This window comes from Mycobacterium sp. 1164985.4, assembly GCF_001668575.1.
Classification (GTDB): domain Bacteria; phylum Actinomycetota; class Actinomycetes; order Mycobacteriales; family Mycobacteriaceae; genus Mycobacterium.
Genome location: NZ_LZMD01000085.1, coordinates 137,678 through 150,738, shown reverse-complemented (window position 1 = coordinate 150,738; position 13,061 = coordinate 137,678). Strand labels below are relative to the sequence as shown.

The following is a 13,061-nucleotide window of genomic DNA, read 5'->3' as shown; positions in this document are numbered from 1 at the left end:
GTTCAATCCAGGTTGAGTTCACAGCCGAGCTGGAACGTCATCGACGTGCAGGGCAGAACTCCCGCCCCTGCTGCGAAGGCTTTGAATACGCAGGGCCCCAAATTTTTGACGTGAACCACAGTACGAATGCCACATTCACTGATGGAGTCACACATGTCTATTTCTCATTGCACACCGCTTTCCATTGCCGAAGCGCAGTCGGTTGAAACACGCGATTGCCACACCGCGCATTTCGCCACCCGACGGCTGACACCCGACACCGCGATCGTCTCCGCCCACGGTGAGATCGACGCGGCGAACTCCAGGGAGTTCGTCGACTACGCGATGCGCAACGCCGCCGAGCTCGAGCGCCTCGTGATCGATCTGTCGGGCGTCGAATTCTTCGGCACCGCAGGATTTTCCGCGCTGCACACGCTCAACGTGCGCACTGCGGGCGAGAAGATCGACTGGGCGCTGGTGCCGAGCACCTCGGTCAGCCGGCTGCTGCGCATCTGCGATCCGGACGCCGCGCTGCCCATCCGCGACAGCCTGGCTTCGGCACTCTCTACCGAGGAGCCCAACCGGCCGTTACTGCAACTGGTCCCGGAGTCGCGCTAGCGACTTCGCGAGCAGTCGCGACACGTGCATCTGTGAGATGCCCACGCGCTCGGCGATCTGCGTCTGGGTGAGCGACTCGAAGAAGCGCAGCAACAACACCGTTCGTTCGCGCTCCGGCAGCGCAGCGAGTAGGGGCCGCAACGCTTCGCGGTTCTCGATCTGGTCGAGCCCGAGGTCGACGTCGCCCAGGGTGTCGGCGATCGCCGGGGCGTCCTCGGTTCCGCTGCCGCCACTGTCGATCGACAGCGTGTTGTAGGAGCTGCCCGCCACCAGGCCCTCGACGACCTCATCGCGGTCCATGCCCAGTTCCGCTGCCAGCTCCGACGCCGTCGGGGCCCGGCCGAGCCGCTGGGACAACTCCGCGGTGGCGGCGCCGAGGCGCAGGTGCAGTTCTTTGAGTCGCCGCGGCACCTTCACCGACCAGCTGTTGTCGCGGAAGTGCCGACGAACCTCGCCCATGATGGTGGGCACCGCGAACGAGACGAAGTCCGAGCCGGCCTCCACATCGAAGCGGATCACCGCGTTCACCAATCCGACGCGAGCCACCTGGACGAGATCCTCGCGCGGCTCGCCGCGTCCGTCGAAGCGACGCGCGATGTGGTCGGCCAACGGCAGGCAGCGCTCGACGATGCGGTCGCGCTGGCGCTGGAATTTCGGCGAGTCCTCCGGCACGTTCTTCAGCTCGCGGAACATGTCGGCGACATCCGCGTACTCAGAGTTCGAACGCGACGACGAACCCTGTGACGTCGACGGCGTCACTGCAGCGTCGCTCGTCTCGTCGTCATGGAGATCCCGAATACCTGAGCGTCCTCGGGCCCCTGCCCATTCTCGAAAGTCTTCACTTCGTCTGTCAGTGAGCTCAGCACATGCCAACTGAAGCTTCCCGGCGCCAGGATGTCGGAACTCTTGCACGTCGTGGATGCGTCGATGACGACCGCGTCGTCGCGTGGGTCGATGACGAGCAGCAGTGTGGAGTTGGGCAGCGCGGACCTGATCAGCCTCGTACACGCTTCGTCGACCGCTAGGCGCAGGTCGGCGACGGCGTCGAAGTCCAGATCCTCGAAGGTCGCCACGGCGGCGACCAGGGTGCGCAGAACCGCTAGGTTCTCGAGTTCGGCGGCGACCCGGAGTTCCACCGACCGCGCGCCGTGCCCGTGCCCATTGTTCTTTTTGGCGACGTCGGCCATTTGACCTCCCGGCAATGTCGAAGCGAGATTACCCCAGGTCGGATCCCACCTAACCACGAGTACTCCGCCTACCCGCGGTCGATGACGTGTGCCGCACGCCAGCGCGGGTATTTACCCCGTCATGGAGAAGGCCCCACCCCGCACGCGACCGATCGAACGGCGAACACGACTGTGACGAGCGGCGTTTTGATGGCGCGACGAAGTAAGACTTCTCCATGGTGGGGGTTCAGTACCCCCCTGCACTCGGGGGCCAAACATGCGTCTTCGCCGTAGCGTCGTCAGCAGTCCCGGCCTGCGCCGGGTGCGTCGCGGCCGCGGGTTCTCCTACGAACATCCCGACGGCAGCCCGGTCACCGACGAGAAGACCCTGCAGCGCATCAAGGATCTGGTCATCCCACCCGCCTGGAAGAAGGTGTGGATCTGTCCCTACCCCAACGGGCACATCCAGGCGGTAGGCACCGATGCCGCAGGCCGACGCCAGTACCTCTATCACCAGCGGTGGCAGGAGGAGCGCAACGAGGAGAAATTCGATCGGGTCCTTGAGATGTCGGCCGCGCTGCCCGAGATGCGTAGGCGCATCGCCGCGGACCTGCGCCGCCGCGGGCTGCACCGCGACCGGGTGCTGGCCCTCGCGCTGCACCTGGCCGATCTCGGATACTTCCGGGCGGGCTCCGAGCAGTACGCCGAGGAGAACAACTCGTACGGCATCGCGACGCTGCTCTGCGAGCACGTCACGCTGCAGCGCAACGCCATCGAGTTCGACTTCCCCGCCAAGAGCGGTGTGCGGCGCACGCTGCTGATCGACGACCCCGAGGCGGTCCGCTCGATCCGCGCGCTGTTGCGCCGCCCCGAGCGCACCGAGCGGTTGCTGGTGTGCCGCAACGGTTCGGGCTGGATCGACATCCACGCCGACGACCTGAACACCCGGTTCAAGGAACTCGTCGGCGACCGGTACACCATCAAGGACCTGCGCACCTGGCACGGCACGGTACTGGCCGCCGCCGCATTCGTGGACGCCGATCCCCCCGTCAACAAGACCGTCATCAAGCGCGTCGAGTCCGCGGTGATGAAGGAGGTCGCCGAGGAGCTCGGCAACACACCCGCGGTGGCGCGTAGCTCCTACGTCGATCCGCGAGTCGTCCAGGGCTACGAGTCCGAGCTCACGATCGCCTCGGCCGTCAAGCGCGCGGCGAAGGCGAAAACCCTGGCCGACCGCCAGGAGGTGCTCGACCGCAGCACCGCGCGCCTCATCCGCCGGGTGGCGAAAGGTCAGTAGCCCGAGGGGGTTCCGTTACCCAGGTAGGTCAATCCGGCCTCGCTGAGCAACGCCGGGTCGAGCAGGTTGCGGGTGTCGACGACGACGGCACCTGGCGCGTGCTCGGCGATCAGGGCCCAGTCGAGTTCCCGAAACTCCGGCCATTCGGTGAGCACGACGATCGCGTCGGCATCCTTGGTTGCCAGATACGGATCGTCTACCGCGACGATCGATGAGCGCCGAAGCCGCGTGTGGTCCATCGAGTCCAACCGCGGGTCGTAGCCCGTGACCTGCGCACCGGCGCGCCCCAGGTCGGCGCAAACGGTCAACGCCGGGGAGTCCCGCACATCGCTGGTGCCGGCCTTGAAGGTCAGGCCCAGGGCGGTGACGCGGGCCTCGCCGAGCGGAGCGGCTACTGCCCGGCGCAGGGCCGACACGATGCGCGCGGATTGCGTGGAGTTGGTCACGCGAGCCGATTCGATCTCCGGCAGTTCTACACCCACCACCCGCCCGGTGTGCAACATGGCTGAGGTGTCCTTGGGCAGACACGACCCGCCCCACCCGGGGCCGGGCTGCAGGAAATGCGGGCCGATGCGCACGTCGGCGCCCATGCAGCGGGTGACGTCGGTGACGTCGGCGCCCATGCGCGCGGACAGCCGCGCCAGCGAGTTGGCGTAGGAGATCTTCACCGCGAGGAAGGCATTGCTGGCGTACTTCGCCAACTCGGCGCTCTCCGGGCTCATCCGGAAGGTCTGCGTGTGGTTGCCGTACACGCGCGACACCAGATCGGCGGCTTCGGGGTCCACGGTCCCGATCACGATGCGGTCCGGGTTGCGGAAGTCGTAGATCGCGTGGCTCTCGCGGAGAAACTCGGGATTGGAGGCCGCGCGGATGCCGGCGCCCTCCACCCGTCGCGCGATCCGCCGGGTGGTGCCGACCGGGACGGTCGACTTGAGCACCAGCACTGCGCCGGGCTGCAGCACCGTGGCGAGGTGGTCGACCGCGTCGTCGACCGCACACAGGTCGGCCGACCCGTCGGGTCCGCTCGGCGTCGGCACGCAGACAAACACCACATCACAGTCGGCCAATTCGCGGTATTCAACGGTGAATTCGAGGTTCTCGGTCTCGAGGCCCTGGCGCAACAGCTCGGGGAGACCGGGTTCATCGAGGAGCGGCACACCGCTGCGGAGCTGCTCGACCCGCCCGGCGTCCACATCGACGCACACGGTGTGGTGCCCCCGTTCGGCCAGGCACACCGCGCTCGTCAGCCCGACGTAACCCGCGCCGATCACACCCGTGCGAATGGCGTTCATGCGCAGTCCTTCAGCAGCCTCTCGCTGGCGTCGAGGACGCGGCCGACCGTGATCAGCAAGAGCCCACTGTGGGGGCGGTCGGCGTGGGGGTCGCCCCTGTCGCCGGCCCACACCGCGATGTGCGGACCTGATCCCCTGGGTCCCCACCGGTTCGGTGGGGTAGGACCGAACAGCAGCACCGACGGCGTGCCGGTCGCGGTCGCGATGTGCCCGACGCCGGTGTCGCCACAGATCAGCAGACGGCTGTCGTTGATCAGCGCGACGAGCTCGAGCAGGCCGAGAGTGCCTGCGAGGACGGCTGATCGGGGCAGGCCGGCGGCGTCGGCCACCGACGTCGCGAGGTCGACTTCGCGGTCGTCGCCGGTGATGACCACGTCGTGCCCGCGGTTGCGCAGCGCGGCGGCCACTTCCGCGAACCGCTCCGGTGGCCATCGCCGCGCAGCGTATGCGGCACCGGGGTGGATCACGACGGCGGACGACCGATCCGGATAGCCGGGCGGCCGCGGTATCACCAGATCCTCGGGGTTGCAGGGTATCCCGGCCCATTCGAGCAGGGTGCACCAGCGGTCGACCTCATGAAGATCGGCGCGCCACGGTGGCCCGTCGACGCCGGGCAAGGCGGAGTGGCGGTGGCTGATCAAGGCGCCGGGCTGCAGCCTGCACAGGTCGGCGATGCTCTGCGGGCCACTGCCGTGCAGGTTCACGGCGAGTGCAGGCGGCTCGCGGCGGGGTCGGAGCCGACCGAGGCCGGGCGTCGGGTCGAGCTCGTCGACCGCGCCCGAGAGCATCGCCAGATCTCGATACCGTTCGGGCGCGGCGAGCACGATGTGGGCGTCCGGGTACGCGCGCCGCAGACCACGCAGCGCCGGGAGCCCGGTGAGCAAATCGCCGAGACCCAATGCGCGCAAGACCAGAACGGTGTCGAAGCTCACGGCCACGAAGACTCCGTCGAGGCACACACCACGAGTTCGCGGACCTCGCAGCCCGCCGGCTGGGAGAGCGCGAACACCACGGTGTCGGCCACGTGCTCGGGCTGGTTCAGCTTGGCGTCCGGCGGCGGTTTGTACTGCTCGTCGCGGCTGTCGAAGAAGGCCGTGTGCATGCCGCCGGGGATCAACGTCGTTACGCCCACCTCGCCCGCAAGTTCGGCTGCCAAAGCGCGGGAGAATCCGACAACGCCGAATTTGGAGGCGCAGTACGCGGTGGCGTCGCTGACGGCCTTGATCCCCAACGTCGATGCGCAGGTGACGATCCGGCCGCCGGTGCTCTTCAGGTAGGGCAACGCCGTCCGGATCACGGCGGCCGTGCCGAGCAGGTTGACGTGGATGACGCGTTCCCAGTCCTTGACCGCGACATCGTCGAGCTTGCCGCAGATATCGGTGCCTCCCGCGGTGAACACGCCGTGGATCTTGCCGCCGACCTGATCGGAGAGCGTGCGCACCGCGGCGTCGACCGCCTCGGTGTCGGCGAGGTCGGCGCGCGCGAAGGCCACCCCCGGTTTCGGATCGTTGCGGTCGATCACCAGCGGTGTACCACCCTGGCGTGCGACGGCTTCCACCGTCGCCGCGCCGAGTCCCGACGCGCCGCCGGTGATGATGATGTTGCCCAGAGCCATTTCCAGAGCCATTGAGGATTCCTTTCGGTTCATGACCGCGCGGCGGCGATCAGGTTCGACGACGAGTAACCGGCGACGGTCGGCAGCAGCACGACCTCGCCGCCGTGGCGGCGGACCACGCCGGCCTCGGGGAGGTCGGCCTCGGTGTAGTCGCCGCCCTTGACCCAGACATCGGGCCGCAGTTGCTCCAGCGCCGCTTCGGGTGAGCGTTCGTCGAAGACGACGACGGCGTCGACGCATGCCAGCGCGGCCAGCACCCGCGCTCTGTCCCGATCGGCGACGACGGGTCGTCGCGGGCCCTTCAGCGCCCGAACGGAAGCGTCGGAGTTGAGCAGCACCACCAGCGCGTCGCCGAGATCGCGGGCCTGCCGCAACAGCCGGACGTGGCCGGTGTGCAGCAGGTCGAAGCACCCTCCGGTCGCGACCAGCCTGCCCCCGCGGCTGCGCAGCCGGTCCCGGACCTCGGCGATGTCCCCGGTGATGGCGGTCGACGTTGCTGCCGAGGGTGTTCCGCCGATCGAGTCCGCGCTCGACACGCCGACCGCGCCGCCCGCGGCGACGAATCTGCTGGCGGCGTCCACCGCGTCGGCGACGGCGTCGTGGATGTCCTTACCCGCGGCGAGCGCGATGGTGGCCGCGATTGCGAATCGGTCCCCCGCGCCGCAGGTGTCGCCGTGCCCGGACCGCGCGACCGCATCCTGCACCGGGTGATGCGCGTTGCCGGTGTCGGTGGCAACCAGTGCCCCTTTGGAGCCCAGGGTGACGCACACCGCGCGTGCGGCCCACCGCTCGCGCAGCGACTCCGCCGAGCGTCCCGCCGCCTCGTCCTGGTTCGGCGTGACCAGCCAGCAGCCGGGAACCGGCTCGCTGCCGCGGGGATGCGGGTCCCACACCGTCGGCACCCGCTGCGCGGTCCGCGCGAGCAGTTCGCGGATCCCCGTGTGCGCGGTGACGCCGCGTCCGTAATCGGCCACACAGACCGCCCCGGCCCCACCGAGGATGTCCGAGACCTCGGCAGGCGCCGGTGCACCCGCTGCGGATCCGTCACCGCGGTCGAGGCGCAGCATCGACTGCCCGGCCGCGCGAATTCGGGTCTTGCACACCGTGCTTCCGGTCATCTTCAGCGCGATGAGCCGCACACCCGCGTCGGCCAGCAGGTCGGTCAGCGCCTGACCGTCGGCGTCGTCGCCGATCGCGGTCACCAGCACTACGTCGCATCCCGTGCGAGCGGCGAGCACCGCGGCCAGCCCGGCACCGCCGGGGCGCCGCCAGATCCGTTCGGCGTCGACCACCGGTACGGGCGCCTCGGGGCTGAGCCGCGTTGCGGTGCCCTCGATGTCGAGGTCGAGCATCGAATCGCCGATGATCACCAGCGGCCTATTCATGTGACACCCCTAGCAGTACCTCGTCGACGGCGATGCACAGCGCGTGCACGAGTAGGAGGTGGATCTCCTGCACGGTCGCGGTGGTGGGTGCTTCCACGCAGACCGCGTCATCGCACATGGCGGCCAGTGGGTTCGGTTGCGGTCCCGTGAACGCCCATGTGGTCAGGCCGGTTTCGTGCGCGGCCTTGACGGCGGCGAGCACATTCGCACTCGTACCGCTGGTCGACAGCGAGACGAGCACGTCCCCTGGCCGCCCGTGTGCCCGCACGCCCCTGGCGAACATCTCGTCGATGCCGTAATCGTTGGCGATGGCCGTGAGCGCAGAGGTGTCGGCGTGCAACGAGATCGCCGACATCGGCATTCGCTCGTCGTGGAAACGGCCGACCAGTTCGGCGGTCAGATGTTGCGCCTCGGCCGCGCTGCCGCCGTTGCCGCACGCCAGGAGCCGGCCGCCGGTGGTGAGCACGTCGGCGAGCCGGTGCCCCCACGCGGCCAGCTTGGGCGCTTCGGGTGCGATGTGATCGGCCGCATGTGACAGTGCGCAGATGTGCGTCTGGATGGTCGGGATCATTGCCGTCCTCCAATTCTGTTGACCGCCTGAAGCAGTTCGTCGTCGGTGATGCCGTCGAGGCATGGATGGCCCGCCACCGGGCATGCGCGGGCTCGGGTGAGTCGGCACGGAGCCTGCTGGTCACCGAGGCGAACAACGTTGGCGCCGTACGGGCTCCACTGCGAGGCGGGTACGACGGGAGCGAAGAGGGAGACCACGGGAGTGCCGACGGCCGCGGCGAGGTGCGCGGGCCCGGTGTTCGGCGCGATCACCACGCGCGCGGCGGCGTAGACGGCCGACAACGTGTCGAGGGTGGTGCGCCCTCCGAGGTCGACGGCGATGTCCCCGGCGACGGCTGCGGTCAGGTCGCGTTCAGAGGGATCGCCGGTGACCACGACACGGTGCCCCGCACCGACGAGGGCTTCGATCATTCGGGCGCTGCGTTCTGGAGTCGGTCGGCGTGCGGGCACAGCGGCACCGGGATGGAAAACGACAAAGGGCTTGCCGCCCAGCGTTTCCGCGAGCTCCGGCGCCAGGGGCGGCGGTTGTCGCACCCGCAGCATGCCCTCGTCGCCGGCGGGCAAGTTGCAGCCGGCGGCCCGGGCCAGTGACAGCGCGCGCTCGGGTTCGGGTATGCCATCCGGAACGTGGTGTCGCAAGTCGAGCAGTGTTCCCGGATAGTCCTCGCTGATCGCCCCGACCCACGACACCGAGGCCATCCGGCAGATCAGGGCCAGCGGCAGCGGCGACTGATGAAACGACGTGAAGACGTAGACCCGCTCGGGAGTAAGGTCGCGCAACTGTTTGATCAACGCCTCGACATGCCCGGCGGTCAATTCGGGTGAGTCGAAGTCGACCCACGGGGCCTGCCACTCGATCAGGTCGTCGACGCCTGGCAGCAGTTCGGCGGCGGCCCGCCCGCGCGGACCCGCGAGAAACGTGACCGCGTCGTGGATTTCGGCGACGGCACGCACCGCAGGGCCGGTGATCAGAACATCACCGGCGCTGTCCAGACGCGCAACGACCGCCCTGCTCATCGGCGCTCCCTCAGCACCATTGAGACGGCCTCGTCGAGGGTCGTCGCCACCCGCGCCTTGACTCGGGCCTCGCCGATCTCGTGGACAAGCGTGCGCGCCGTGGGCACCAGGATCACGTCGGCGCCCGCGGCCAGCGCTGCGTCGACGTCCCCGCCGGTGTCGCCGATCATTACGCACCGGGACGGGGGGACGCCGAGCGCGGCAGCGGCATCCTCGACCATGCCGGGCAACGGTTTTCGGCAACGGCATCCGTCCTCGGCGTCGTGCACGCACAGGTGCCAGGAGTCAAAGGGGCCCAGCGCCGCATCGACCTCGGCGTTCACGGCTCGGAGTTGCTCGGCGCTGATCAACCCCTTTGCCACCCCGGACTGATTGCTCACGACGGCCAGCGGCAACCCCTTGCTGCGCAATCGATTCAATGCGCGCATGGCTCCCGGCAGCGGACGAACCCCGGCCGGATCGTTGAGATAGGGACCGTCCTCGATGATCGTGTCGTCACGGTCGAGCAACACCGCCAGCGGTGGATCGGGGCGCGACGCGCGAAACTGCCACTCACCGGCCAACCGGTGCCACACCGCGACCGGCGGGATCAGGGCGCTGGTGAGCACCATGCGACCGGCCTCGGTGACGGTTCGCGGTCCGGACCAGAATCGGCGGGCGGCGAACTCCGCCGTCAGCGACGCCCACATCGCAACGGCGGTGCGTGCGACCCGCCACCGACCCATCAGCGTGCTCAGCACCGCGACGCCGGCGGCGGTGGTGGCAACGGAATGCGCCGGTAGGCGGCCTCGGCCCTCACCGATTTGCGAGCGCCACCGCCTGCCGAATTTGCGGCGCAACAGCGCGTTGTCACGGTTTCCGATCTGGGCGCGCACGCTGCTCATCAGCGTGGCGGTGGCGACCGGATGGGTGCATCGGCGGGCTCCGCGGACGATCGTTCTGCCACCGTGGGTGATTCGCAGGGCGATGTCCGAATCCTCGCGGTACGCCCGGGGGAACCGCTCGTCGAATCCACCGACGGCGACCAGGACATCGCGCCGAAACGCCATATCGGCGGTGATCCACTTGGCCTCCGCGAGGCGCTGGGTGCGACGTTCGTCGTCGGTGGCTTTGCGGCCGCCCACCCGCGGCACCTCGATCACCGCCTGCGATCCGGCCGCCGCCTCAACCTCGGCCTTCGCCAGATCTTCGGAGACCGCAGCGAACCAATTCGACTGCGGGACAACGTCGTCGTCGAGAAAGCAGATCCAGTCGGCTCCGGCGGCGCGCCATCCCGTGTTGCGCGCCGCCGCGGGCCCCCGCCCGCCGCTTCGCAGCACCGTGACCGGAAGCCGCGACGTCACCTCCAGCGCGCCGTCCGGATCAGGCCGGTCGTCGACGACGACCACCGCGGTTGGTGCCGGTCCGGCCGAACCGTCGAGCTCTGCGAGCAGCCGGTACAGCGACGGACGTCCCACCGTCGGCACGACGACTGCGAACGCCGGCGTCATTCGGGCCTCCTCACGAGGAACGGCCCGATCGCGAGCACGTCGATCGGGGCGCTGCCGAAGCACTCGAGCGCGTCGCGCGGGCTGTCCACCATGGGGCGCCCGGCCGTGTTGAAACTGGTGTTGACGATCACCGGGACGCCGGTGCGGACAGCGAACCGGCTGATCGTGTCGTGCAGCAACGGGTGGCTGCGATCGACGGTCTGGATTCGGGCCGTGCCGTCGACATGGGTGACGGCGGGAATACGGTCGCGCCATTCGGAGGCGACCTCGTGCACGAACACCATGTACGGGCTCGGAATCGGCCCGCCGGAGAAGATCTCGGCGGCGCGCTCGGCCAGCACCATCGGTGCGACGGGTCGGAACTGTTCGCGGCCCTTCACGGTGTTGAGCCGCTCCAAATTCTCGATGCGCCGGGGATCGGCGAGCAGTGAGCGCTGACCGAGCGCGCGCGGGCCGAACTCGGCGCGGCCCTGGAACCAGCCCACGAGCTTGTTGTCGGCCAACGCGTCTCCTATCGCGGCGGCCAGATCCGCGGGCCGCTCGTGCGGTATCGCCGCCTCGGTCAGCACCGCTTCGATCTCGTCATCGCAGAACCCGCGACCCAACGCCGCCGACGGCATCGGTGCGATCGGCTCGCCGTTCTCCCCCGCCAACGCCAGCGCCGCGCCCAGCGCCGTTCCCGAGTCACCGGCCGCGGGCTGCACCCAAACCTTCGAGAAGCCCCCGAGGCTGTAGATCTTCGAATTCGCCACGCAGTTGAGCGCGACTCCACCGGCCAGGCAGAGGCTTTCGTGATCAGTGCGCTCACGCAGCCACCCGACCAGGTCGAGCAGCACCTCCTCCACGACCGTCTGGACACTGCACGCCAGATCGGCGTGCTCCGGTTCGGGGCGGTCGAGCGCGTGTCCCTTGCCGGCACCGGGCCCCCGGGCCGGCGTGATCGCATTCCAGTCCACCGGTTCGGTGCGGAAACCTCCGTCGCCGCAGGCGTAGACGACTTCGCGGAACCTGTCTGCGAACCGCGGCGTTCCGTAGGACGCCATCGCCATCACCTTGTACTCGTCGCTCGACCGCTTGAATCCGAGGTGTTCGGTGAGACTTTCGTAGAACAGACCCAGCGAGTGCGGCAGCGACTGTGTCGCGAGCACGTCGAGCTTGTGGTCGCGATAACTCCCGGCGAGCATCGAGGACCGCTCGCCGCGGCCGTCGACGACGAGCACCGCGCAGTCGGGGTGCGGGGAGGCCAGCGCTGTCGATGCGGCGTGCGCGACGTGATGGCGGACGTGGCGCACGATTCCGGGGTCGAGGCCTGCCAGCGCGGACCGGAGGAAGCGCGGGGCGCGCTCAGCATAGAGCGTGCGCAGGTACTCCCAGTCGCGGTCCAAACCGCCCGGTTCGTCGGCGGACTGGTCCATCAGGCGGGGGTCGTAGGAATAGCCGACCAGGTCCAGATCGGACGGCTTCAACCCGGCCTGTTCGAGGCACCATCGCGCCGACTCAACGGGCAACTCCCACGTCGAGAACGGCACGGCCTGCTTACCGTGCTTGCGTCGGGTGAATCGCTCCTCCTCGGCGGCCGCGACGATCTGACCGTCGATCACCAGCGCGGCAGCCGGATCGTGAAATACTGCGTTGACTCCCAGGATGCGCATGGCTTACCTCAACTCCCCTGCAGCGCAACGGTTGCCGATTGCCGACGGAACCAGTCGACGGTCGTGGACAAGCCTTCGGTGTAGCTGATCCGCGGTTGCCACCCGAGCAGCTCTCCGGCCAGCGTGATGTCGGGGCACCGCCGTCGCGGATCGTCCTGCGGCACCGGGCGGAACTCGATCGGTGAATCACTGCCGACCAGATCGCGGATGAGCTCAGCGATGCGTAACACCGTGAGCTCGTCGGGGTTGCCGATGTTGATCGGACCGGCGCAATCGGATTCGCCCAACGCGATCAGCGCCGCGACGGTGTCGTTGACGTAGCACAGCGACCGGGTCTGGGCGCCGGTCCCGTTGACCGTGAGCGGTTCGCCCGCCAGCGCCTGATGGCAGAATGTCGGCACGATGCGGCCGTCGTCGTGCCGCATCCGGGGCCCGTACGTGTTGAAGATCCGCGCAACGCCGATGTCGGCTGACCGTTCACGCAGGTAGGCGAACGTCAACGCCTCGGCGAACCGTTTGGCTTCGTCGTACACGCTGCGCGGCCCTATGGGATTGACGTTCCCCCAATATGTTTCGGACTGCGGGTGTTCCTGTGGGTCGCCGTAGACCTCGCTGGTCGACGCCAGCACCAGCCGTGCACCGCATCGTTCGGCGTATTGCAGCATGTGCTCGGTGCCCAGTGCGCCCGTGCGCAGCGTCTGGATCGGCAGCTGGAGATAGTCCACCGGCGAGGCAGGCGACGCCAGGTGGAAGACGGTGTCGATTTCCACAGGGAGGTCGGGCAGTGCCTCGCTGATGTCGTGGCGGACGAGGCGATATCCCGGGTGGTCGAGGAACAGGTCCGCCGCGGACGGCGCGCTGGTGGATGAATCGTCGACGCAGATCACCTCGACCCCGCGGTCCAGCAGCCGCTCACACAGGTGCCCGCCGAGAAACCCGCTGCCGCCGGTAACCAGAGCGCGTTTGATGTCACGCATCGT

13 protein-coding genes are annotated in these 13,061 nt (G+C 68.8%); 2 read left to right on the top strand and 11 right to left on the bottom strand.

The window, feature by feature from the left end; translation table 11 throughout:
• The first annotated feature begins 153 nt into the window (after nt 1-153).
• Nucleotides 154-597 (top strand): STAS domain-containing protein, encoded by a 444-nt coding sequence (locus A5650_RS19305; protein ID WP_067295464.1) that lies wholly within the window; start codon nt 154-156, stop codon nt 595-597.
• Here A5650_RS19305 and A5650_RS19300 read toward each other — a convergent pair.
• Both A5650_RS19300 and A5650_RS19295 read right to left on the bottom strand, forming a co-directional pair.
• The gene (locus A5650_RS19300; RefSeq protein ID WP_369816186.1) at nt 568-1,290 is read right to left on the bottom strand and encodes an RNA polymerase sigma factor SigF; all 723 of its coding nucleotides are present in this window, start codon (nt 1,288-1,290) and stop codon (nt 568-570) included. The genes A5650_RS19305 and A5650_RS19300 overlap by 30 nt on opposite strands.
• A 62-nt stretch (nt 1,291-1,352) precedes the next feature.
• Complete coding sequence (locus tag A5650_RS19295) at nt 1,353-1,784, bottom strand: ATP-binding protein (RefSeq protein WP_067295093.1); 432 nt, start codon at nt 1,782-1,784, stop codon at nt 1,353-1,355.
• Between the two features lie 256 nt (nt 1,785-2,040).
• Between A5650_RS19295 and A5650_RS19290 the strand changes: the two genes are divergently transcribed.
• Nucleotides 2,041-3,060 carry a DNA topoisomerase IB gene (locus A5650_RS19290; RefSeq protein WP_067295090.1) on the top strand — a complete coding sequence of 340 codons (1,020 nt, stop codon included), beginning with the start codon at nt 2,041-2,043 and terminating at the stop codon, nt 3,058-3,060.
• Here A5650_RS19290 and A5650_RS19285 read toward each other — a convergent pair.
• Genes A5650_RS19285 through A5650_RS19245 form a run of 9 tightly spaced genes read right to left on the bottom strand, consistent with a single transcriptional unit; the run spans nt 3,054 to nt 13,058 of the window.
• Complete coding sequence (locus A5650_RS19285) at nt 3,054-4,352, bottom strand: UDP-glucose dehydrogenase family protein (RefSeq protein ID WP_067295087.1); 1,299 nt, start codon at nt 4,350-4,352, stop codon at nt 3,054-3,056. The genes A5650_RS19290 and A5650_RS19285 overlap by 7 nt on opposite strands.
• A complete protein-coding gene (locus A5650_RS27170; protein ID WP_067295083.1) occupies nt 4,349-5,290 on the bottom strand; it encodes a glycosyltransferase family 9 protein in 942 nt (313 codons plus the stop codon). The genes A5650_RS19285 and A5650_RS27170 overlap by 4 nt, the downstream gene beginning before the upstream one ends.
• A complete protein-coding gene (locus A5650_RS19275) occupies nt 5,281-5,979 on the bottom strand; it encodes an SDR family oxidoreductase (protein ID WP_231992664.1) in 699 nt (232 codons plus the stop codon). The genes A5650_RS27170 and A5650_RS19275 overlap by 10 nt, the downstream gene beginning before the upstream one ends.
• 17 nt (nt 5,980-5,996) lie before the next feature.
• Nucleotides 5,997-7,352 carry a PfkB family carbohydrate kinase gene (locus tag A5650_RS19270; protein ID WP_067295076.1) on the bottom strand — a complete coding sequence of 452 codons (1,356 nt, stop codon included), beginning with the start codon at nt 7,350-7,352 and terminating at the stop codon, nt 5,997-5,999.
• On the bottom strand, nt 7,345-7,923 hold the full coding sequence (locus A5650_RS19265) for a D-sedoheptulose-7-phosphate isomerase (RefSeq protein WP_082950836.1): 579 nt from the start codon (nt 7,921-7,923) through the stop codon (nt 7,345-7,347). Before A5650_RS19265 ends, A5650_RS19270 begins: the two co-directional genes overlap by 8 nt.
• Entirely contained in the window at nt 7,920-8,939 is a 1,020-nt protein-coding gene (locus A5650_RS19260) for a glycosyltransferase family 9 protein (protein ID WP_067295073.1), read from the bottom strand. The genes A5650_RS19265 and A5650_RS19260 overlap by 4 nt, the downstream gene beginning before the upstream one ends.
• Entirely contained in the window at nt 8,936-10,429 is a 1,494-nt protein-coding gene (locus A5650_RS19255) for an HAD-IIIA family hydrolase (RefSeq protein ID WP_067295070.1), read from the bottom strand. The genes A5650_RS19260 and A5650_RS19255 overlap by 4 nt, the downstream gene beginning before the upstream one ends.
• A complete protein-coding gene (locus A5650_RS19250) occupies nt 10,426-12,081 on the bottom strand; it encodes a carbamoyltransferase family protein (protein ID WP_067295067.1) in 1,656 nt (551 codons plus the stop codon). The genes A5650_RS19255 and A5650_RS19250 overlap by 4 nt, the downstream gene beginning before the upstream one ends.
• An 8-nt stretch (nt 12,082-12,089) precedes the next feature.
• Complete coding sequence (locus A5650_RS19245) at nt 12,090-13,058, bottom strand: UDP-glucuronic acid decarboxylase family protein (RefSeq protein WP_156744198.1); 969 nt, start codon at nt 13,056-13,058, stop codon at nt 12,090-12,092.
• Between the last annotated feature and the right edge of the window lie 3 nt (nt 13,059-13,061).

What these genes read in the sequence shown, in the direction of transcription:
- A5650_RS19305 (WP_067295464.1), top strand. Translation starts at nt 154, where the DNA reads ATGTCTATTTCTCATTGCACACCGCTTTCCATTGCCGAAGCGCAGTCG.
- A5650_RS19300 (WP_369816186.1), bottom strand. Translation starts at nt 1,290, where the DNA reads ATGTTCCGCGAGCTGAAGAACGTGCCGGAGGACTCGCCGAAATTCCAG.
- A5650_RS19295 (WP_067295093.1), bottom strand. Translation starts at nt 1,784, where the DNA reads ATGGCCGACGTCGCCAAAAAGAACAATGGGCACGGGCACGGCGCGCGG.
- A5650_RS19290 (WP_067295090.1), top strand. Translation starts at nt 2,041, where the DNA reads ATGCGTCTTCGCCGTAGCGTCGTCAGCAGTCCCGGCCTGCGCCGGGTG.
- A5650_RS19285 (WP_067295087.1), bottom strand. Translation starts at nt 4,352, where the DNA reads ATGAACGCCATTCGCACGGGTGTGATCGGCGCGGGTTACGTCGGGCTG.
- A5650_RS19275 (WP_231992664.1), bottom strand. Translation starts at nt 5,979, where the DNA reads ATGGCTCTGGAAATGGCTCTGGGCAACATCATCATCACCGGCGGCGCG.
- A5650_RS19270 (WP_067295076.1), bottom strand. Translation starts at nt 7,352, where the DNA reads ATGAATAGGCCGCTGGTGATCATCGGCGATTCGATGCTCGACCTCGAC.
- A5650_RS19265 (WP_082950836.1), bottom strand. Translation starts at nt 7,923, where the DNA reads ATGATCCCGACCATCCAGACGCACATCTGCGCACTGTCACATGCGGCC.
- A5650_RS19260 (WP_067295073.1), bottom strand. Translation starts at nt 8,939, where the DNA reads ATGAGCAGGGCGGTCGTTGCGCGTCTGGACAGCGCCGGTGATGTTCTG.
- A5650_RS19255 (WP_067295070.1), bottom strand. Translation starts at nt 10,429, where the DNA reads ATGACGCCGGCGTTCGCAGTCGTCGTGCCGACGGTGGGACGTCCGTCG.
- A5650_RS19250 (WP_067295067.1), bottom strand. Translation starts at nt 12,081, where the DNA reads ATGCGCATCCTGGGAGTCAACGCAGTATTTCACGATCCGGCTGCCGCG.
- A5650_RS19245 (WP_156744198.1), bottom strand. Translation starts at nt 13,058, where the DNA reads ATGCGTGACATCAAACGCGCTCTGGTTACCGGCGGCAGCGGGTTTCTC.